At 64.3% G+C, this 20,698-nt stretch carries 21 protein-coding genes; 6 read left to right on the plus strand and 15 right to left on the minus strand.

Features of this window, described 5'->3' with window-relative positions; all coding sequences use genetic code 11:
• Window positions 1-112: 112 nt before the first annotated feature.
• The 3 genes from NY78_RS05075 to NY78_RS05085 form a co-directional block, all read right to left on the minus strand.
• On the minus strand, window positions 113-2,008 hold the full coding sequence (locus NY78_RS05075) for a LytS/YhcK type 5TM receptor domain-containing protein (RefSeq protein WP_082139889.1): 1,896 nt from the start codon (window positions 2,006-2,008) through the stop codon (window positions 113-115).
• Window positions 2,009-2,016: 8 nt separating this feature from the next.
• Entirely contained in the window at window positions 2,017-2,784 is a 768-nt protein-coding gene (locus NY78_RS05080; protein WP_043632565.1) for a LytR/AlgR family response regulator transcription factor, read from the minus strand.
• 304 nt (window positions 2,785-3,088) lie between these two features.
• Window positions 3,089-4,105: a cation diffusion facilitator family transporter gene (locus NY78_RS05085; protein WP_231583778.1), complete on the minus strand. Its 1,017-nt coding sequence runs from the start codon at window positions 4,103-4,105 to the stop codon at window positions 3,089-3,091.
• An 83-nt stretch (window positions 4,106-4,188) separates the two neighbouring features.
• Here NY78_RS05085 and NY78_RS05090 point away from each other — a divergent pair, with 83 nt between their 5' ends.
• The 6 genes from NY78_RS05090 to NY78_RS05115 all read left to right on the plus strand — a co-directional run bounded on the left by NY78_RS05090 (window position 4,189) and on the right by NY78_RS05115 (window position 9,133).
• The gene (locus NY78_RS05090) at window positions 4,189-4,980 is read left to right on the plus strand and encodes a prepilin peptidase (RefSeq protein WP_043632568.1); all 792 of its coding nucleotides are present in this window, start codon (window positions 4,189-4,191) and stop codon (window positions 4,978-4,980) included.
• A 121-nt stretch (window positions 4,981-5,101) separates the two neighbouring features.
• Window positions 5,102-5,437 carry a hypothetical protein gene (locus tag NY78_RS05095; RefSeq protein ID WP_043632910.1) on the plus strand — a complete coding sequence of 112 codons (336 nt, stop codon included), beginning with the start codon at window positions 5,102-5,104 and terminating at the stop codon, window positions 5,435-5,437.
• A 106-nt stretch (window positions 5,438-5,543) separates the two neighbouring features.
• A complete protein-coding gene (locus NY78_RS05100; protein WP_043632571.1) occupies window positions 5,544-6,698 on the plus strand; it encodes an MlaE family ABC transporter permease in 1,155 nt (384 codons plus the stop codon).
• A gap of 118 nt (window positions 6,699-6,816) precedes the next feature.
• Window positions 6,817-7,506 carry an ABC transporter ATP-binding protein gene (locus tag NY78_RS05105; RefSeq protein ID WP_197084211.1) on the plus strand — a complete coding sequence of 230 codons (690 nt, stop codon included), beginning with the start codon at window positions 6,817-6,819 and terminating at the stop codon, window positions 7,504-7,506.
• A 17-nt stretch (window positions 7,507-7,523) separates the two neighbouring features.
• Entirely contained in the window at window positions 7,524-8,537 is a 1,014-nt protein-coding gene (locus tag NY78_RS05110) for an MlaD family protein (RefSeq protein ID WP_043632572.1), read from the plus strand.
• Window positions 8,534-9,133, plus strand: a complete 600-nt coding sequence (locus NY78_RS05115; RefSeq protein WP_043632575.1) for a PqiC family protein — start codon at window positions 8,534-8,536, stop codon at window positions 9,131-9,133. The genes NY78_RS05110 and NY78_RS05115 overlap by 4 nt, the downstream gene beginning before the upstream one ends.
• Before the next feature lie 81 nt (window positions 9,134-9,214).
• Here NY78_RS05115 and rsgA read toward each other — a convergent pair whose 3' ends face one another.
• From rsgA to NY78_RS05175, 12 genes are all read right to left on the minus strand, one after another.
• Window positions 9,215-10,270, minus strand: a complete 1,056-nt coding sequence (gene rsgA, locus NY78_RS05120; RefSeq protein ID WP_043632578.1) for a ribosome small subunit-dependent GTPase A — start codon at window positions 10,268-10,270, stop codon at window positions 9,215-9,217.
• A 547-nt stretch (window positions 10,271-10,817) separates the two neighbouring features.
• Window positions 10,818-11,312 carry a HyaD/HybD family hydrogenase maturation endopeptidase gene (locus NY78_RS05125; RefSeq protein WP_043632581.1) on the minus strand — a complete coding sequence of 165 codons (495 nt, stop codon included), beginning with the start codon at window positions 11,310-11,312 and terminating at the stop codon, window positions 10,818-10,820.
• A gap of 68 nt (window positions 11,313-11,380) precedes the next feature.
• Window positions 11,381-13,075 carry a nickel-dependent hydrogenase large subunit gene (locus tag NY78_RS05130; protein ID WP_043632584.1) on the minus strand — a complete coding sequence of 565 codons (1,695 nt, stop codon included), beginning with the start codon at window positions 13,073-13,075 and terminating at the stop codon, window positions 11,381-11,383.
• 72 nt (window positions 13,076-13,147) lie between these two features.
• Window positions 13,148-14,092, minus strand: a complete 945-nt coding sequence (locus NY78_RS05135; protein ID WP_043632587.1) for a hydrogenase small subunit — start codon at window positions 14,090-14,092, stop codon at window positions 13,148-13,150.
• 337 nt (window positions 14,093-14,429) lie between these two features.
• Window positions 14,430-15,293, minus strand: a complete 864-nt coding sequence (locus NY78_RS05140; RefSeq protein ID WP_047960043.1) for a M15 family metallopeptidase — start codon at window positions 15,291-15,293, stop codon at window positions 14,430-14,432.
• A gap of 268 nt (window positions 15,294-15,561) precedes the next feature.
• Window positions 15,562-16,119, minus strand: coding sequence for a C-GCAxxG-C-C family protein (locus NY78_RS05145; RefSeq protein ID WP_043632590.1), 558 nt, complete (start codon window positions 16,117-16,119; stop codon window positions 15,562-15,564).
• Between the two features lie 141 nt (window positions 16,120-16,260).
• Window positions 16,261-16,776 (minus strand): rhodanese-like domain-containing protein, encoded by a 516-nt coding sequence (locus NY78_RS05150; protein WP_043632593.1) that lies wholly within the window; start codon window positions 16,774-16,776, stop codon window positions 16,261-16,263.
• Complete coding sequence (locus tag NY78_RS05155) at window positions 16,758-17,258, minus strand: MauE/DoxX family redox-associated membrane protein (RefSeq protein WP_043632596.1); 501 nt, start codon at window positions 17,256-17,258, stop codon at window positions 16,758-16,760. Before NY78_RS05155 ends, NY78_RS05150 begins: the two co-directional genes overlap by 19 nt.
• 115 nt (window positions 17,259-17,373) lie before the next feature.
• Complete coding sequence (locus NY78_RS05160; protein WP_082139890.1) at window positions 17,374-18,348, minus strand: lytic transglycosylase; 975 nt, start codon at window positions 18,346-18,348, stop codon at window positions 17,374-17,376.
• 53 nt (window positions 18,349-18,401) lie between these two features.
• Window positions 18,402-19,151: an OmpA/MotB family protein gene (locus NY78_RS05165; RefSeq protein ID WP_047960044.1), complete on the minus strand. Its 750-nt coding sequence runs from the start codon at window positions 19,149-19,151 to the stop codon at window positions 18,402-18,404.
• Between the two features lie 6 nt (window positions 19,152-19,157).
• Window positions 19,158-20,003 carry a flagellar motor stator protein MotA gene (gene motA / locus NY78_RS05170; protein ID WP_043632599.1) on the minus strand — a complete coding sequence of 282 codons (846 nt, stop codon included), beginning with the start codon at window positions 20,001-20,003 and terminating at the stop codon, window positions 19,158-19,160.
• Window positions 20,000-20,593, minus strand: coding sequence for a hypothetical protein (locus NY78_RS05175; RefSeq protein WP_043632602.1), 594 nt, complete (start codon window positions 20,591-20,593; stop codon window positions 20,000-20,002). Before NY78_RS05175 ends, motA begins: the two co-directional genes overlap by 4 nt.
• Between the last annotated feature and the right edge of the window lie 105 nt (window positions 20,594-20,698).

The following is a 20,698-nucleotide window of genomic DNA, read 5'->3' on the forward strand; positions in this document are numbered from 1 at the left end:
CCCGGCAGTCCGGGACGCCTGTTATCGATGTTGGCCCTGCTGTGGCACGGGAGGACGGCCGCGACAAGACGGCTGGCGTCAAAGGGATAATCGCGGGGCTGAAACGGCGTTTTTACGACGTGGATGCCGCCGCGGTCCGGGCTTCCCGGGCAGTCTGGGTGGGTTGCGTCGCCTGGACCGGCTGGGCCGCCTGGGCCGTTTCGGTCGCTTGGGCCGGCCGGCTGGTCCGGGAGGGCTGGATCATCTGGGTAGGCCGGGCTGCATCGGCGGCCTGCCCGGGCTGGGGCGGAGCGGCCGGGGGCACGCGAAAGGCGATGCGCACGCCCTGGCCCGGGGCGCTGTCGATGTGCATGGCATAGTCCTGGCCAAACAGCTGCACCAGCCGCTGGTTGGAATTGCGTGCGCCAACACCCTCGCACAGGGATTCCGGGGCGGTCGGCGACAGGATACAGCCGGTGGTTTCCTGGTCCATGCCCAGGCCGTCGTCTGCCACCACCACCTCCAGGTGCCCGTCACTGCAACGGGCCGTCACGCACACCTGTCCGCCCTCGGGCCGGGCTTGCAGGCCGTGGCGCACGCTGTTTTCCACCAAGGGCTGGATGAGCAGCGGCGGGATCAGCCAGTCCTCGCAGCCCGGCTCCACGTCGATAACGCTCACGATGCGCTCGCCGAACCGGGCCTGTTCGATGGCCAGATAGGAACGGACCTGTTCCATTTCTTCCGACAAACGCACAAGCCCCCGGGAACTGTCCAGGTTGCGGCGCATGTAGCGGGCCAGATCAAGGAGCAGTTCCCGGGCCTGCCCTGGGGCGGTGCGGCAAAAGGACGCGATGGTATTGAGCGAATTAAACAGGAAATGCGGGTTGATCTGGGCTTGCAGGCGGCGGATTTCGGCATGGGCCAGGAGCTGGTTTTTGATGCCGATGTCTTCCAGTTCGAGCTGGGTGGAAAAGAGGTCGGCCAGGCCCTTGGCCAGCTCAAAAAGCGGCTGATCGAGCGGCCGGGCCTTGGTGCCGTAGAGTTTGAGGCAGCCGCGAATGGCCACCCCCTTGCGCAGCGGCACGATAATGGCCTCGCGCAGCGGACAATCGGTTTTGGCGCAGCCGATGCTTTCGCGGTCACGCAAAAAAAGCGCCATGCCGCTTTCAAAGGAGCGCCGCGTGGCCAGGGTGCGCCAGGGCGCGCCGGACAGGTGGTGGTCTTCCCCGGCTCCGACATGGGCCAGGATGGTGCGGTCGCCGGTGATGGCCACGGCGGCCACGCCGGTTTCGGCCTGGATGATGGCCGCAGTGGCCCGGGCCGACTCCGGGGTCAGGCCGCCTCGCAGATGGGGCACGGTCTGGCTGGCGATGGACAGGATGCGCCGGGCTTCGGTCGAGTCCTGGTGTTCGCGCAGATTGCGTTGCAACCGCAGCGCCCGCACGAAGATGGCCGCGCCCATGGCGTTTATGACGATCATGGGCGCGCCGATGACCTGGACCAGGGCCAGGGCCTCGTCAAAGGGCCGCGACAGGGCCAGCACCAGCCCCATGTGGACGGTCTCGCCGACCAGGCCCAGGGCCATGGCCACGCCCCAATCAAGGGATTGGCCCGGGAAGCGTCGGGCGATAAGCCCGGCCACGGTCCCTTCCAGGAAGGTGGCCAGGGCGCAGGGCAGGGCGCTGAACCCGGCGATGTCGATGAGATAGCGGTGGCCGCCGGCAATGAGTCCGGCCCCGATGCCGACCACCGGACCGCCGAACAGCCCGGCCGTAATGACGCCCATGGCTCGCAGGTTGGCGTAGGAATGAAAGACCGAGTTGCCGGTATAGGTGCCAAGAATGCCGAAGACGCCAAAGAGGATGGTGACGGCCACCGTGGTCCAGATCGGGCGCTTTTGCCCCAGGCCCATGCGCTCGAACGGGGCCATGGTCATGATGGCGAAGCCGCCGGCCAAAAGCAGCCCGAACCGTTGGGACAGGTGGAGAAACAGTCCCGGCACCTCGGGAACGAGGATATCCAGATGCATGCGGCCTCCTACAGTCCGAGGCGTTCCTTGAATTCGCGCACCCGGTTGCGACTGACCGTCACCTCGGTGCGGGCCGGATCGTTCATAACGAGCAGATATTTGCCGCCGACCCAGGGCGAAAGTTCGGCAATGCGTTCCAGGTTGACCAGCACGGCCCGGTTGGCCCGGAAAAAGGGCTGGCCGGCGAGGCGCTCCTCGGCTTTGGTCAAGGTCGGCAGGCCATGGCAGGGATAGCGGCCGTGGTCGGTCAGCGCCCCCACATCGCGGTCGTCGGCCTCAAGGAGCACCACCTCGCCGGCCGGGAGCAGGGCGATGCGGCCCTGGCGCTCCACGGCAAGGCGGGCCAGCGCCCCGCCCCGGCCAAGGCCGGCCAGGAGCGACCCCAGGGCGTCGGTCAGGCCGCTTCGCCCTTCGGCCAGCCGCCGGCGGACCCGGGCCAGGCTGACGGCCAGGCGTTCGGCCGACACGGGTTTGAGCAGGTAATCCACGGCGTTTTGTTCAAAAGCGGCAATGGCATACTGGTCAAAGGCGGTGACGAAAATGAACAGGGGCACATGGGGCAGGCCGGCCGCCTCGGCCAGCACGTCGAAACCGTCGCGGCCGGGCATCCGGATGTCGAGAAAAACGAGGTCCGGGCGGGACACGGCAATGGCGGCCAGGGCCGCGTCGGCTCCGTCGGCCTCGCCGACTTCAATGTCGGGATGCTGGCCAAGCAGATAGGCCAGCTCGTCGCGGGCCGGTTTCTCGTCGTCAACGATGAGAGCTCGGATAAGCATGCCAAAGCCTAGCGCCGGGCCGCTTTCCTGTCCAGGGGGCAGAGTGGGGAAGAGAAAGAGGGCCTCCGGCGGCCAAAGGGCAGTGCCCTTTGGAAACCCGCCTGGGGGAGTTTTCTTTGACAGGGTTCGCGGCCAAGTCGATGGGCGGAAGTTGCGCAGGAAAAGACGGGATGCGGCCGGGCCGTGAACTGCTGTTTGCGTGCAACGGGACGCACCTTTGCTCTGGGCAGGCGTCACCCCCCATGCCTTTCAGGTGGGATTCCTAAGGGGTCATCCCTTTGGCCGCCGGAGGCCTCTTCTGCCTTCAATCACCGCGCAGCGGGGTGCAGGCGGTGTCCGGGGACCACAGCGGCGAGACCTCGGACGTATGGCTGCGCAGATCGCAGGGGTCGGCGTCGCAGGCCGGGCAGCAGTCTTCGGCGCAGGGATCGGCGTGGATCATGACGTCGGCTTCGGGACCGAGATGGTCGCGCAGGAGTTTCTCAAGGGCTTCCACCTGTTCGTGGGCCACGGCCAGGGTCATGTCCCGGGGCAGGATGAGGTGCAGGTCGATGTGCACGGAGCGGCCGGACTTGAAGGCCCGCAGCCGGTGGACGTTGATCCAGGCGGGATGGCGATTGTCTCGCAACAGGTCGCAGATGCCGGCCAAAAGGGCCGGATCGGATTCGTTCATGAAGCCGGCCACGGACTGGCGAATAAGCCCGATGCCGGTCCAGGCGATGTTGGCTCCGACCAGACAGGCGATGGTGCCGTCGAGCCACAGCCAGCCGGTCAGCATGACCAGCGCCAGGGCGAGGAGCACCCCGCCCGAAGTCCAGACGTCGGTAAGCACATGCCGGCCGTCAGCGACCAGGGTCAGGGAGCCGGACCGGCGGCCCTGGCGCAACAGGAGCAGCCCCAGCCACAGGTTGACGCCGCTGGCCGCGACCAGAAGCAGGATGCCTGCGCCGAGGTTGGGAAGCGCTTGGGGATGGAGGATCTTATCCCAGGATTCCCAGATGATGGCGGCAGAGGCCAGCAGGATGAGCAGTCCCTCGATGCCGGCGGCGTAGTATTCGACGTTGCCGTGGCCATACGGGTGGCGCTTGTCCGGCGGCGCTGCGGCAACCGTCACGCTAAAGACGGCGAAGGCCGCCGCCACGACGTTGATAATGGATTCCATGGCGTCGGACAGGATGGCGGCCGAGCCGGTGAGCAACCATGCCAGCATTTTGATGGCAAGCAGGCCGATGGCCACAGCCAGGGAGAGTCGGGCTGCCCGGATTTCGGGCGAGACGGCCGTGCGGGAAAAGAGTTCCATGGGCATTGGTACTAGCGTCATGGTTTGGCCTTGTCTACACGGCCATTCGCCTCCAGCCGCGTCCAACCCTTGACGGCAACCGCCCCAATGGACACAAGGAGCGGATGCCAGCAGCCATCAATCCCGCTCTGTTTCCCTATGCGTTTCCGGCCGCCGCGGCCGTACTCGGGCTCTTTCTCGGCAGCTTTTATTCGGTGTGCGTCTCGCGCGGCATCGAAGAAACCTCCATTGTTTCGCCGCCCTCGCACTGCCCGGCCTGCGGCCACAGGCTGCGGCCCTGGGAACTGATCCCGCTTGTCAGCTGGCTGGCCCTGGGCGGGCGATGCTCGAGCTGCCGCCAGCGCATATCCATGCTCTATCCGCTCATTGAACTGACGTCGGCCCTGGTGGCCGCCCTGCTCGCGGCCCGCTTCGGCCCGACGTGGTGGTTCGTCGGCCATCTGGCCCTGGGCGGGCTTTTCATCGTGGCCTCGGGCATTGATTTTCAGGTCTATCTGCTGCCCAATTATCTGACCTATCCGGCTGCGGTCCTGGGCATTGCCCTGGGTGCGCTGGACCCGGCCATCGGCCCGGTCCTGGCTGGCGTGGGGGCGGTTGTCGGATGTGGCGTGTTCTGGCTCCTGGCTGCCGCCTACCGCACGGCCAAGGGCGTGGACGGCCTGGGCGGCGGCGACGTCAAGCTCATGCTGGCCATCGGCGGCGCGGTCGGGGGCCTTGGGCTGCCGTATGCAGTGCTGCTCGGCAGTCTGGCCGCTTTGCTTGCCAGCCCTTTCTATATTTTCGGCCGGGGCCGGGGCCGCCAGATGCCCATTCCCTTCGGGCCGTTTTTGTGTTTTGGCGGCATGGTGCAGATCCTTTACGGACATGCGATTTTTGCCCTGCTGGCCGGTCGTTGATTTCATAAATCTGCACCCGGGACGCCGGGCCGCAAAGGCCGGGCTGGCGTCCCTTGGCGGGCTCATGGTACACGGGACCATGCCTGTCGCGTGCATCCCACGCCACACCCCGGAGGTCGCCATGCCGCGTCGCATCGCCTGCCTGACAGCGCTCCTGGCTTTTTGCCTGCTGGCTGCTTGCACCCCCCAGAAACCCTATTCGGATTCGATGTTCTACGGCAACTGCATCTTCCCGTTTGGCCCCGACCCCTGTGATTCGGACATGGACATCTGCCAGGCCTTCCGGGAGGTGTTCATCTCGACCTATCCGGATGCAGTGAGCTGCCGGACTGCCTGCAACAAGGTCTTTGTGCAGCAGGGCAACATCTACCTTGGCCGCAATTGTTTTTACATGATCGATCATGGCGGCAACCTCTGCGCCCAGCAGTGCGACCGGCTGTATCCAAAGCAAAAATGACGCTTGGCAAGAGGGCCGGGCAGGGGCATTGTGCCGCTGATCCGGCCCGACGCCGGCAGACCAGCCAGGAAACCGGAAATCCCATGCCCCAAGGTCCCATACGTTCATGACCCGCCCAGCTCAAACGCCCAGGGCCGATGCTCCCACGCGCGCCATTGCCGTGGCCGACGGCGTCGTCACCCTGACCTTCGCCGGCTCCTGGCGCATGGACCGGACCCTGCCCGGCATCGAGCCGGTGGTCCAGGCCCTGGCCGTCTCTCCGGTCCCCAAGGCCCTGGCCTTCGCCAGTTCCGGGGTGACCGGCTGGGACAGCCTGTTTCTCACCCAGTGCCGGGCCATCCTGGCCCTGGCCCACGAGCGGGGCGTGCCCGCCGATCTGGCCGGACTGCCCGACGGCGTGACCAGCCTGCTGGCCCTGGCCGAGAAAGTGCCCGAACGCCAGGGCGCCGCCCGCAAATCCGTCCACAGTCCCTTTCTCGACCGTATGGCCGACATTGGCCTAGGCGCGGTCCAGGCCGTCCGCAATCTTCTGGACTTCATGGGCGACATCACCCTGGCCGGGGTGGCCCTGGCCCGGGGCAAGGCCGTTTTCCAGCGTTCCCAGCTGGTCACGCTCATGTACCAGGCCAGCATCGACGCCCTGGGCATCGTCTCGCTCATAAGCTTCCTGGTGGGTCTCATCCTGGCCTTTGTCGGGGCCATTCAGCTGAGCCAGTTCGGGGCGCAAATCTACGTTTCCACCATCGTCGGCATCGCCATGGTCCGGGTCATGGGAGCGATCATGACCGGCATCATCATGGCCGGACGCACCGGAGCGGCCTATGCTGCCGAACTCGGCACCATGCAGGTCAACGAAGAGATCGACGCGCTTAAAACCTTCGGTTTTTCGCCGACCCAGTTCCTGGTGCTGCCGCGGCTGATCGCCCTGGTCATCATGATGCCGCTGTTGTGCATCTACGCCGATCTCATGGGCGTCATGGGCGGTTTCGTGGTCGGGGTGTTCATGCTCAAGATCAACCCCATCCAATACCTGACCCATACCTGGCAGTCCGTGCCCCTGGCCAACTTCTGGATCGGACTGGTCCACAGCACGGTGTTCGGCGTCCTGGTGGCCATGGCCGGCTGCTACCGGGGAATACGCTGCGGCCGAAGCGCCCTTGGCGTGGGACAGGCCGCCACCTCGGCCGTGGTGACCGGCATTTTGGCCATCGTCATCGCCACGGCCATCCTCACCGTGGCCTGCAACATCATCGGCGTGTGAGGCCTTTGTGAACACTGCCCCAAAAATTGCCGACACCGCCGCGCCGCTTGCTCCTGCCAGCGCTCCCCCGGCGATAGAAGTCCAGCACCTGACGATCGCCTACGGGGATTTCGTCATCATGCGCGACCTCAATTTCACCGTGCGCCAGGGGGATGTCTTTATCATCATGGGCGGCAGCGGCTGCGGCAAGTCCACGCTCTTGCGCGTGCTGATCGGACTCAAGGAGCCGGCTGCCGGCAAGGTCGTCTACCGGGAAGGCAGCCTGTGGGACGCCACGACGGAAACCCGCGCCGCCATTTCCCGGCGCACCGGCATTCTCTACCAATCCGGGGCGCTTTTCAGCTCCATGACCCTGGCTGAGAACATCTCCCTGCCCCTGTCCCAGTACACCGCCCTGACCCGCCGCCAGATCCGGGAAGTGGTCTCGCTCAAGCTTGCGCTGGTGGGACTGGCCGGGTTCGAGGACTTCTATCCCTCGGAAATAAGCGGCGGCATGTGCAAGCGGGCCGGACTGGCCAGGGCCATGGCCCTGGACCCGGACATCCTTTTTTTCGACGAACCCTCGGCCGGACTTGACCCGGTCAGCGCGCATCTTCTGGACGAACTGATCCTGGAGCTGCGTGAAAGCCTCAAGGCCACCTTTGTGGTCGTTACCCACGAATTGGCCAGTATTTTTGCCATCGGCAACAACTCCGTCTACCTTGACGTCGAGACGCGGACCATGACCGCCAGCGGCGATCCCAACACGCTGCTGGCCGAATCCACCGATCCCAAGCTTCGCCGGTTCCTCACCCGGGGAAAAGAATAGGAAAAGGACCTACCACCATGAGCGGCAAAGCCAACAAGACCATGATCGGGCTTTTCGTGCTGGGAGCTTTGGCTCTGGCCCTGGGGGGCATCGTCGCCCTGGGCTCGGGGTTGCTTTTCACCAAGAAATTTTCCTGCATCATGTATTTCCCCAATTCCGTTTCGGGGCTGGAAATCGGTGCGCCGCTGTTGTTCCGGGGCGTGCCCATCGGCTCGGTCAAGGACATCAGCATCGAGGCCGACGCCAGCCGGCTGCACTTCTTTATCCCGGTGGTGGTGGAAATCCTCGGCAACAAAATCAAGCTGGCCCCGAGCGAAAGCGGGAAAAAAGGCGCTGAGACATTGGTCCAGGCCCGCAAGGAAACCCCCGGCGACCTGCTGACCCAGCTTATCGAGAAAGGGCTGCGCGCCCAGCTCGTCACCCAGAGTTTTGTCACCGGCCAGTTGGCCGTCTCCCTCGACCTCATGCCCGATACCCCGGTCCGTCTGGTCGGCGGCGCGCCTTTGCCCGAGATTCCCACCGTGCCCTCGACCTTTGAAAAACTGACCGAGACCATCAAGCAACTGCCGCTCCAGGAACTGGTCAACCGCCTGATTGGTGCGGTCACCGGCATCGAAACCCTGGTCAATTCCCCTGAATTGACCAAGATGCCCAGTAAAATCGATACCGTACTCACCAACGGCAACGATTTGATGCTCGAACTGCGCAGCAAGGTCGGGCCGCTGACCAAGAACCTCGACGAGGCGGTCAACAGCTTCACCGAGCTGGCCAAGCATCTCGACCACCGTACCGACGGCCTGAGCGCCTCGGCCAAGACCGCCATGGACTCCTTTGACGCCACGCTCAAGGAAAGTCGGGCCGCCATCGGCAAGTTCCAGAAAATCGTCAACAGCGATTCACCGACCGTCACCGACCTCAACCGGGCGTTGGGAGAGATTGCCAATGCCGCCCGGTCCATCCGCGAACTGGCCAATTTCCTTGAGCGCCACCCCGAGGCGCTCATCCAGGGCAAGGGAGGCCCTCATAAATGATCAGCAAACCCCGATCACTCGTCCTCCTGCTGGCCGGCGCGGCCTGCTGCCTGCCGCTTCTGGCCGGTTGCGGCAAATCCGCGCCCACCCACTTCTATTCCCTGAGCACGGCTGCGCCCAAGACCGACAAGACGCCCGACGGCCCGTGCGTGGCCGTGGGCATCGGCCCGGTGGACTTCCCGGCCTACCTGGACCGGTCCCAGATCGTCACCCGCATCGGGGAAAACCAGATGCATCTGGCCGAGTTCGAACAGTGGATCGAAGTGCCCCATGACAATTTCCAGCGCGCCCTGACGGAAAATCTCAATCGGCTTATCTGCGCCAAGCCGCTGTATACCTACCCCTGGCCCGTCGGCGGCCATCCCGACCGGCAGGTCGTGATCCAGGTGGCGCGCTTCGACGGGACCCTTGGCCAGGAGGTCAAGCTCGGCGTCAGCTGGTCGATTCTCGATGCGGACAACAAGGTGCTCGAGTGGCGCACCGCCGAATACCGCGAAACCGCCCAAGGACCGGACTATGCCGCCCTGGCCGCCGCCCAGAGCCGGCTGGTCGAACAGTTCGCCAAGGATGTGGCCGCCACCCTCGGCGCGAAATAGCCGCGCGTGGCCCGTCGGGGTCAGGAGAGGCAGCGCCGCTCCTGACCCCGCCGGCACGGCGAAGCCGCAGGGCGTGGTTTTTCAGCCCGCCATCCGTTTCTTTGTCGATTTCATGAACCTGCCGAAGGCCTTGTCCTTTTTCCGTTTGTCCAGGGCGGTCAGGGCCGCGTAGGCAGACTCCTTCTTGAGCTTTTGATAATTGGCAAAACGCTCTTCAGCCAGTTCCCCCCGTTCCCTTGCGGCTCTGACGGCACAGCCGGGTTCGCGCCCATGGCTGCAGTCGGCAAAGCGGCAAGAGGCGGCAAGGGCGGCAATGTCCTCGAAACCGCCATCGAGCGCCTCGGTTGCGTCGAGCAAGCCGAGTTCCCGCATCCCCGGGGTGTCAATCATCATCGCGCCCTGGCTCAACACGACGAGTTGCCGGCGCGTGGTCGTGTGAATGCCTTCGCCGGTGCTGCTGACGGTCTTTGTTTCAAAGGCTTCCCGACCCATGAGACGGTTGATGAGCGTGGTCTTCCCTACGCCCGACGAGCCCAGGAGACCGTATGTCTTTCCCGGGACGAGGGTTTGGCGCAGCGCCTCGCAGCCGGCTCCGGTGACGTTGCTGAGCGCAATCACCCGGGCTTTGGTCACGGAACCAAGGACGGCGATTTTATGCTCCAAGGCTTCCTGGCTGATCAGGTCAGTCTTGGTGAGGACGATAACCGGGGCAACGCCTCCTTCGGCCGCCATGACCAGATAGCGCTCCAATCGGCTTGGATTGAAGTCAAAATGGCATGACTGAACAAGGAAGGCGGTATCAATGTTGGCGGCGATCATCTGGATGGCGGCGGTTTCGCCGGGGGATTTGCGCCGCAGGAGCGTCTTTCGGGGGAACACCTGGTTGATGCGGGCTGCGGCAGCATTGTTGTAATACGCGACCGTCACCCAGTCGCCGACGCAGGGCAGTCCGCTTGGGTCTTGTACGGTAAAGGCGAATTTGCCGGAAAGCTCGGCCGGGATCTCCCGTGTTGCATCGTTGATGCGATAAGCTCCGCGGTCTACGGCGCAGATGCGGGCAACACCGCAATCAGGCTGGATTGGCCCGTTGACGTGGGCCTGGAACCATTGGTCGAAACCGAGATCGTGTAATTCCATGGGAGTACTCGCTCAGGGGCACGCTATTGCGGCAGGATGCCCCTGTGTATCGGCTGGTAGAGTGATCAAAGGGCGTGTCGGCCGCCATGTCCGAATGGCGTCGCTCCTCGGGCGTGGCGGCGTCCGCTGGCGGCCCGGCATGGACGAGTGTCAAGACCCGTCCCAGGCAACGCATGCGGTCAGCCCTCGTCTGGGAAAACGCCAAGGGAGTGGTTGCCGGAGGAGAGCAAAGAAAGACCGGCCCGAAGAAATCGGGCAGGCACGGTACGGGCGGAATCGATCGCCCCAAGGCGGGCGAGGCCCCCTTCAGGGAAGGAGGTTCAGGGCTTGGGGGCGCTTACCGGCCGCGGCTCTCGCCGGCAACCAGGGCAACAAGATCCAGTGTGGCGGTGTTCAAAAGAACTCCTCCAAAAAGGCGATTGGATGCGTGGTCCATACGAAAGCGGTGGCCAGACGTCAAGGACATCGGACCACCCGCGCCGTCTGCTGTTGACCCGCATGGGGGAAAAAGCCCCGGCCGCCGGCCTTCTCCCGTTCCCTCGCCTGTTCAGACTTTGGGCGTTGCAGTGCCACCGGCATCGGCCAGTTCCTGAAGGGCGACGTCGAGCATGGCGGGAAGGCGCGCTGCCACTGTGGGGGAGAGCTCGACGCACATGTTTTTGAAATCAAAAGGCTCCATGCCGATGACCACGGTCTCGGGCCGTTTGCCGATCAGTTCGCAGTAGATCAGGGTATCGACGAGGTCGGACTGGTGCATGGAGTCTTTGAAGGCCAGGGACTTGCGCAGATCGTCGCCGGTTAGGCGGTAGACGGTGCCCGGGACGTCGCCGCCGAGCACGGCGTCAAGGACGATGCAGTAATCGGAGTCCATGAGCGGCTGCATGAGGCGCATTCCCAGGTTGCCGCCGTCCATGAGGGTGACGTTGTCTGAGAAATCGTAGTGTTCGATCAGGTGTTCCACGGCGCGCACACCGACGCCTTCATCGGTGTAGAGGATGTTGCCGACGCCGAGGATGAGAATTTTTTGCGGTTCACCGGACATGGGCACTCCTTGAAAAAGGGAGAACCCGGCCGAGGCCGGGTTCTCCAACGATAGCGTTTGGAAGCGGGCTAGACAACCTTGAACTTGAGGACTTCATTGGTCTCAGGCTCGATGATGTGCACGCCGCAGGCGATGCAGGGATCGAAGGCATGGACCGTGCGCAGGATTTCGACCGGGCGCTTGGGATCGGCGATCGGGGTGCCGATGAGGGCTTCCTCGACCGGGCTCTTGTCGCCGGCGGAGCCACGGGGTCCGAGGTTCCAGGTGGAGGGAACGACCAACTGGAAGTTGTCGATCTTTTTGTCTTTGATACGGATCCAGTGGGACAGGGCGCCGCGGGGGGCGTCCGCCAGGCCGACGCCTTTGGACTCGCCGGGCATTTCCCACTTGCCGCACAGGGTGTTGTCCTTGGCCGAGCTGTCGGCGAATTCCTTGATCCAGGTTTCCATCTTGCTGGCGACGATGGCCGTCTCAATGCCGCGGGCGGCGGTGCGGCCGAGCGTCGAGTGCAGGGCGGTGGCCGGGATGGAGAGCTTGCCGAGGATCATGTCAATGATCTTCTTGAACTCCGGCTGTCCCTTGGCATAGGCCAGGAAGCAACGGGCCAGAGGACCGACTTCCATGGCTTTGCCCTTGTAGCGGGGGGCCTTCATCCAGGAATAGTGATCCTTGTCGTCGAGCTTGGTGTAGCTGGGATCGGTAACGCCGTCGTAGGGATGCAGGCCGTCGGCCCCGGGCTTGTACCAGGAGTATTTGACGTCTTCGTAGATGGCCCCGAGGTCGACCTTGTCCACCTTGCCGAGGTCCCGGTTCATGATGACGCCGGACGGGAAGAAGGAGGATTCCATGTGCTTTTCGGGGGAGCTTTCGTCGGTGGCGAACTCGCCGAAGGCCATGTAGTTGGTGCAGCCGCCGATGCCGCCCCAATCCTTGTAGAAGCCGGCCACGGCCAGCAGATCCGGGATGTAGACGTCATTGACGAACTTGCAGACTTCCTGGGTCAGGGCCAGGTAGTTGGCCAGGGGTTCCTTGGTCATGGCATTGTAGTTGGAGCAGCCGCCGACCACGGTGAACTGGGTGTGGGGGTTTTTGCCGCCAAGAATGGCCATGGCGCTGGCCGCCTTGACCTGGAGGTGGAGGGCTTCCAGGTAGTGGGCGGTGGCGATAAGATCGACCTCGGGCGGCAGGTAGTAGGCTTTGTGGCCGCCGAGGAAGTAAGCGTTGGTGAAGATGCCGAGCTGTCCGGTCTCGACGAAGGCTTTGAGGCGATCCTGCACGGCCTTGAGCGAGGCGGCGGAGTTGCCGGGCCGGGCCGGGGCGATGGTTTCGGCCAGTTTGGCGGCCTTGGCCGGGTCGGCCTTGAGGGCGTTGGTCACGTCCACCCAGTCCAGGGCATGGAGGTGATAGAAGTGGACGATGTGGTCATGGAGGTACTGGGAGGCCATGACCAGGTTGCGCATCATCCGGGCGTTGCCGGGGATGTTGACCTTGACGGCGTCATCCACGCAGCGGGTGGAGGCCAGGGCGTGGACGTAGGTGCAAACGCCGCAGGCGCGCTGGGTGAAATGCTGGGCATCGCGGGGATCGCGGCCCTTCAGGATGATTTCGAGGCCGCGGAAGAGCTGCGAGGAGCTCCAGGCGTCTTTGACTTTTCCATTTTCAACTTCGACCATGATCCGCAGGTGACCTTCGATGCGGGTAATGGGATCGACCACGAGGGGGCCGGTGAAGGTCGATTGCGGCGTGGGTTTGCTCTCAGCCATATGCTTCCTCCGTCACGAAACGTTGCTGCTTGGTAAAATGCCCAGGGAACGATCTTCTGCGAGGCTGGGCGTCTAGCCCTGCTCGTAGAAGGGGGTCATGGTGTCCCAGAAGTCCGGCTCACTGCATCCGATGCAGGGGTGGCCGGCTCCGACGGGCCAGTTGACCTGGTTAAACAGCACTTTCGGACAGTTGTTGTAGGTCACCGGGCCTTTGCAGCCCAGTTCGTACAGGCAGTAGCCCTTTTTGGCTTCTTCGGAATCGAAGGAAGGAGCGAATTCGGAATTTTCGAAATGCTTGAGGCGCTGACAGTTGTCATGGACGAGCTCGCCGAAGAAGATTTTCGGCCGGCCGTTGGAGTCGAGTTCGGGGATGCCCTTTTCCAGGACATGGACCACGGCTCCGACGAAGTTGATGGGGTTTGGCGGGCAACCGGCGATGTTGATGGTGGTCAGTCCGGTGGCTTCGCTGACGCTGATGGCCTTGCTTGGGTTGGGCTTGGCTTTCTGGATGCCGCCGTAGCACGAGCAGGTGCCGATGCAGATGACGCCCTTGGCCTTGGGAGCCAGTTTCTTGGTGGTTTCCAGCATGGGGTGCCCGGAGACCATGCCCCAGTTGCCGCCGTCGATGGTGGGAAGTCCGCCTTCGACAACCAGATAGTAGCCATCGGGGGAAGAAATGGCTTTGTGCAGGGCATCCTCGGCGGCGTCGCCGGCGGCGGCCATGATCGTCTCCTGGTAGTCCAGGGAGATGGTGTCGAGGATGAGCGAATCGATAAAGGGTTTGATGGTACGGAGAGCCGCTTCAGTGCAGCCGGTGCACTCGGCGTTGTGCAGCCAGACCACCGACGGACGGTGTTTGGCTGTCAGCGCCTGGGCCACTTTGGGTGCAAACGCCGGGCCCATGCCCATGGCTGCAGCCACAGTGGCGCAGAATTTCATGAAGTCGCGGCGGGAGACGCCGTTTTGCTCAAGCCGTTTTTCCGCATCATCCCTGCCAAGACCCACGGAAAAGTTCATAAACGTCCTCCTTGGTTTTACGAAGGGTCACGACCCCGACGTCCATTGGAAGCGTCCGAGCCGTGTTGCATCAATCCCTCGCTTCGGCACGCGCCGGGCGCTACGGCTTCAGCCGTGGCGCAGTTTGGCCTATCGGCATATGCCTATGCCGCTGCCCGAGTTGGTGTTCCCTTTTGCAGTTCATCACGAAATGGGCATGACGTCAATGGGGAATGGTGAATTTTTCACGTGATTCAGCGGTGTTACGACACAAGCGGCCCGGAAGAAGTTCTGGATACTAATTTAAAAATAGTATGCACGTGGCAACCGCATGACAAAACAACCACGGGTTTGCGCCTCAGCGCGCAACCCGAAGCAGGCCGCCGATATCGGCCAGAGGAAGATTCTCCCCGCGGCCCAACCGGGCCAGCAGCACGAGCTCGGGGCGGTATTCGAAGTGCATGAGGTCAAACTCCGACCACTTGCCGCCCCAGATGAACCCCTCCGCTTCGAAGGCCGCAACCGCGGCGGCCGGGAAGGCCTGGCGCGTCGGCAGCAGGTTGGTTCCGCGCGGCAGATTGCGCCAATACGGGTTGCCCTTGGGGCTCACATCCACGGCAGCGGCAAAGGAATGGACGGAGAGGCGATGTGTGCCGGCGATGACCCGCCAGACCACGCCGCCTGAGGCCGGGAGCAGATAGCGGCGCAAGGAGGGATCGGCAGCCACCAGCCGGGCAAGGCTTTTTTCCGCCCGGCCAAACGCATCGGCCGCGCCAAAACGGGTGTTGAAGGCCATGGTCTGGCCGAGAAAGGAAACCGGGCGGCAGTTGGCCGTAACGGCGGCCTTGTCGTGGCCGTAGAGGGCCAGGAAAAACGGTTCGACCCGGCATCGGCCCGGGGAAAAGCCCAGGGCCGGTTCGGCCGTGACCGGACCGAGGGGATAGGGCTGGGCCAGCATGTCTTTGATGTCCGGGGCGTTTAAGCGTTCCTCCGGGGATTTGCTGCGTCCGTCGTCGTAGGGCAGGCGTGTGCCGTCGGCCAGGATGACGACGGCCTGTCCGGCGGCGTTGACTTCGATGGCGGTCATGAGGCCCGGATAGGCGGTGGCCAGGACGGCCAGATCGCGCCGTGCGCCTGGAGCAAGCGTCTGGGCCGGGGCCGGGGCCGCCAGGGAGACGAGCAGGGCGCACAGACAGAGGATGCGCGGCAGTCGGATGGACATGGGGACTCCTTTCCAAAGGTGTTGGGCTGGCATACGGCCACTGTCCGGCAAAGGGAAGGGGGGAGGGACGGACAGGCCGGCCACGCCGCTTGGCCGGATGGCGGCCGGGGCGCGGTCGTCTCTTGGCTTGTCTGGCAATGACGGCAGAGGTCGGGGGGAATCGCAGGCGCGTGCCGCGTCCGCAAAAAAAGGACGATTTTTATGGGAAAGGCATGAATTCAAACTGTTGCTGTTGGGCCAACCGAAACGGAAAGGCCCCAAGGCAACACTACCGGCAAAAGAGCGACAGCAGCCAGCGGACCCGGCTGCACAGGCGCTTTTCCCGGGGCAAGGCGGCTTCGGGGCAGTCGAGAAGCTCCGGGCGCAGGCGCAGGATGGAGCGTACGGCCAGTTCGGCCCCGTAGCCGGTGAGCGCTGCGCACTGGGTCATGTGGGCGCTTGGGTCCGCTTTCACGTGTTTGGTCAGCACCCGGCAACACGAGGACTTGTGGCGGTCGGTGAAGGCCTCGTGGATGGCGGCCGATTCCTGGCGCACGGCGGCCCGGGCGGCGGCGTGGTCGCCCCGGGAGCAGACAATGCCGACTCCGGCGCAGGCCCCGGCCACGGCCCCGCACAGACAGCCCCGGTCGCCCAGCCCGGCCGTGAGTCCGGCCGCCATGCCAACGGCCTGATCTTCGGTGACCGGCTGGCCAAAGGTCTCGTTTATGGCCACTAAGATGGCCTCGGCGCACAGGAGCTTTCGGTGGGAAAAAAGGCTGGCCGCCTTCTCGCCCACGGCCAGGGCCAGGGCGTCGAGGCGGGCAGTATCGGAAAAGGGGGCGTTCATGCCGGGTCTCCTATCCCTCCTGGACCGTGCCGGCAAGGACCAGTCCCCTGGCCGGGGCGGATTCCCCGGAGTGCTTGCCCTTGCCGGGGGCCGGGGGGGATGATCCCCCCCGGCGGGGCTCGGGGCAGCGCCCCGATCTTCCTATTTTACGGCTTCCACGGGCAGGTTGGCGCCCTTCCAGGCAAAGATGCCGCCGGAGTAGCGCACGACGTTTTTGTAGCCGAGCTTTTGGGCCCACACCGCGCCGTTGTGGCTGCGGGTGCATTTGACGAAGCCGCAGTAGACCACAATGGTTTTGTCTTTGTCCGGGCCAAGCAGCTTCAGGTAATCGGCTTCAGACTTGCCGTCGGTTTCCTTGGCGTCCCAGGCGGCCATGTCCGGGATGGGGAAGACGAAGTTCACCGCGCCGGGCACGTGCTCTTTTTTATAGCTGTCTTCAAAGGGCATGGTGTCGACGATGACCATGGGCTTTTTCTCGTCCATCCATTGCTTGAGTTCCTCGGTGGTCACCAGGGCGTAGCCGGCCTTTTGGGTGTCGCGCACGAGCTTGACGGCTTCTTTCTCTTTGGCGGTCTCGTCCTCGAATTTGTCGGCCAGGGCCGGGGCGGCCAGGGCAATGACGGTCAAAAGGGCCAGGATCAGTTTGACGGTGCGCATGGACACTCCTTGGACGTTGGGGGTTTCGGGGAGGCGAGGCGGGAGCGCTGCCGTCGCCGGATGAAAAGATAGGCCACGCCGGCAAGCATTGCCGCGTCGCGCCACAGCGTCGGCCACAGACCGTGGTACACTTGGCCTTCGACATCGCCCGGGCCGTAGCAGCCGCAGTCGATGTCCAGGCCCTGGCGGATGGCGTTTGCAACGACGCCGATAAAAAGGAACAGCAGGCTGCCGACGATGGCCAGTCCGCCCGGGGCGTCGCACAGGAGCAGCCCGCCGCCGATGATTTCCAGGACAGGCAAGAGGGCGGCAACGGGTTTGACGCTGTCGGTCGGCAAGACGCCAAAGGCCTTGATGGTCAGGACAAAGGCGTGGACATCAGCGAGTTTGAGGAGGCCGGCCGCGATGAACGCGACGGCCAGGGCGGCGCGGACGGCCCGGGAAAGCCAGACCGAGGCAAGGAAGGTGGCGAGGTATTGCATGCTGGTTGTGGGCCGCTTCGTAGAGGAAGCGACCCTACAACCCTAGCATGGCTCAAATAATCTGACAAATCAGGAAGTTAAATCGTTTTACCGGAGAGCTATTGACAAAACCGATTCAGGGGGCGGCTGGCGTCGGGGCTGCCGGCCCGGGCGCAGTCTGAGGCTTGCCCGCCGCTTCGGGATCGGCCGGAGCCGGAGGGGCGGCGTCCTTTTTGATCGGGATCCGCAACACCGTGCCCGGACGCACATTGTCCGGGTCAATGTCGGGATTGGCGGCAATGACGTCGCGGGTGCGCGCGCCATTGGCATTGGCCACCTTGGACAGCACCTCGCCCTCTTTGACGGTGTATTCGATATACTCGCCGGGCTGCAGCGGCGGGGCGGGTTTGCGGGCCGGTTTGGCGGTCTGGCCGGGCAGGTTGATGCTGGCCCCGGCCTTGAGGTTCTTGTCGGTCAGGCCCGGGTTGGCCGCCAGCAGATCGGCTTCGGAGACGCCGTGCGTTTTGGCGATGCGCTCAATGCTGTCCCCTTTTTTGACCGGATAAGTGGCCGGCTTCCCGGTGGCCGGGGCGGCGGCGATGCCCTGGGCCTTGGCCGAGGCCTCGGTGATGGGGGCGTAGAAGTAGAAGATCCGGCCGGTGGGGGTGTCCTTGTCCTGGCGATGGCCGATGAAAAGCGCGCCCGGCCAGTTCCAGGTGGCGACGGAGTAGGCGTGCCCGGCGGCATCGGTCTTCTGGCGCACGGCGTCCGGGGGGCCGTATTTGGCTTCCAGGCTTTGCTGCAGGGCCTCGGCCGCCCCCTGGCCCTGGTAGCCTATCTCGGCGTGGTAGAATTTGTCCTTGAAAAAGGAGTAGGTGACGTTTTTCAGGGAAATGCCGCCCAGTTCTTTTTTCTCGCCGGTCCGTTCATAATGAATGATGTCCCCGTCGCGGTCGATGCCGGCCAGGTCCGGCAGGGAGGCTTTGGGCGCACCCCAGGGGACGCCCCGGAAATCGGCGGGCTGCTTTTGAGGATCGGCGGCCCGGGCCGGGGACAAGGCCAGGGCCAGGGCCAGGGGGGCCAGGAGGGCGGAAAGAAGTCGCATACGCATAGACAATCGGTCCTCCGTGTGAAGTGGCGGGCAATCTACGCCAGAGCCCGGGGTCAGTACAGCACTTGTGCGTTGGTCACATCGGGACGGTGGAAGTAGAATTCCACCCGGCGGTTGGCCGAGACCGCTTCCGGGGAAAATTCCGGCACGAGTGGGCGCGAATCGCCGTAGGCCACGGCCCGGATGCGGTTCGACTGGATGCCGCCCATGGCGATGATGGCCCGGGCCGCCGCAGCGGCCCGGGCTCCGGACAGCTCCCAGTTGGAGGGATACAGGCCCTTGACCGCCTCGGCTGCATCGGCGTGGCCCCGGATGACCAGGGCAACATTGTAGGTTTTGAGCACGTCCACCACGTCGGCCAGCAGGCGTTTGGCCCCTTCGGTCAGTTCGGCCGACCCCGGGGTAAAGAGCATGCCGTTTTGCAGGCGAAGAAGTACCCCGACGTCGTCGGAACTGACCCCGCTGCTGCTTTTCAGGTACGGGTCCTCGGTAATGATTTTTTTAAACCGCACGGCAATGGCGTAGCGCATGGCATCGTCGCGATTCAGCGCCGCCGTGTGCTGGCGTTCATTGGCGTCGGGAGAAAAAAGCGCCCCCTGGGCCGGTTTCGGTTCGCCCTGAAAGTACTGCTCCAGCTGCTTGAGGGTGGCCGGCGGGGTCATATTGATGATCCACATGAGCAGGAAAAAGGCCATCATGGCCGTGACGAAATCGGCGTAGGCCACCTTCCAGCTCGATCCATGGGCCTGGGGGAAGCCGGGGAGCTTGGGCGGCTTTCGCGGGGCGGGTTTGTGGCCGGACATGGCGGCCTAGCCCCGCAACTGGGATTCGAGTTCGGTAAAATCCGGCCGCAAGGCCTCGGGCACGGCCCGGCGGCCGTATTCAACGGCAATGAGCGGCGTGGCCCCCCGGGCCGCCCCGGCAATCACCGCCCGGATGACCGAGAAATAGGTCTGGCGCTCCATGGCCTGGTTTTCCAGGTTCGTGGCCAGCGGCCCGACAAAGCCATAGCACAGGAGCACGCCGAGAAAGGTGCCGACCAGGGCCGCACCAATGCTGTGGCCAAGGACTTCCGGCGGCTGGCTGATCTTGCCCATGGTCAACACCACGCCAAGGACGGCGGCCACGATGCCAAGGCCGGGCAGGGATTCGGCCACCTTGCCGAGATTGTGGCCGGGACTGGCGGCCTGCTGGTGGATGGCCGCCATGTCGAGGTCCATAAGCTGCTCAAGTTCCTGGGCGTCGCCGGTGACCAGGAACACGCGCATGGTATCGCAGATAAAGGCCAGGGCCGCCTTGTCGCGCGACAGACGCTTGGCCTGGGAAAAGACCGAACTGGACTCGGGGTGCTCGATGTCGCTCTCGATGCTCATCAGCCCCTCGCGTCGGGATTTGCCCAAAAGCCGCGACAGGCAGGTCAGCGCTTCCAGATAGTCCTCCCGGCCGATGTGGGCCGGGACAATGGCCCGGGGCAAACCCAGCACGATGAGCGACAGGGAATTGCGGGTGGAGCTTATGAGCATGGCTCCGATGGCTGCGCCGAAAATGATGATCAGTTCAGCCGGCTGCAACAGCACGGCAAAGATGCCGCCTTCCATCAGATAGCCCAGGCATACTGAAGCGATGACGACAATGAAGCCGACAATGACAATCATGGGGGGCTGTCCTGTCCCTGTGCCGGGAGTGGCCCGGACACGCAAGGCTCGTCGAGGAGCCGGTCGAGGTTGAGTCCCGGGGCCGGGTCATGGTCGGGGCGAAGTTCGCCCCGCACCACGGCATCAATCCAGCTGGCCAGCCCCGGAGCGCCGAAGCGGCTGACGTCGACAAATTCCAGGGCTTTGTCAAAGGGCGAGCCGCGCCCCAGGCGCAGGAAACGCAGGCCGGCTTGCAGACGGCCGTCGCTTCGGGTGAGACGGGCCGTGGCCGCGTGGAAAAAAAGCGACAGCAATTCGCCCTCGGTCTGGGGGCGGTATTCGCGCAGGCGCAGGTAGAGGAAAAAGGCCGGGGCAGAGGCCAGGGCTTCGAGGGCGGCAGTCGGGGCGTCGAGGGTCAGGCCGATGCCCAGGACAGAGATGTCGGCGACCGTCAGCCGGCAGCCGCTGCGCCGCGACGCGGCGGGACGGCCAAGCTCGGCAATGGGCAGGCGGGCCGGGGCTGCCGCAGGAGCCGGCCACAGCGCGAATTCCAAGACCGCGTCCCCAGGCGGATGCACCCGTTTTTCGGCTCGGCGTTCTACTGCGTCCATGGCCCCTCCCTGACAACGTCCTTGTGCCGCGCAGGTCCGGGAAAGTCAAAGTGGTCTCCCTTTGACTTTCCCGTCCGGGCTGGTAGGAAACGACCAAGAGGATGC

Origin of the sequence: Desulfovibrio sp. TomC (assembly GCF_000801335.2) — a bacterium.
GTDB lineage: Bacteria > Desulfobacterota > Desulfovibrionia > Desulfovibrionales > Desulfovibrionaceae > Solidesulfovibrio.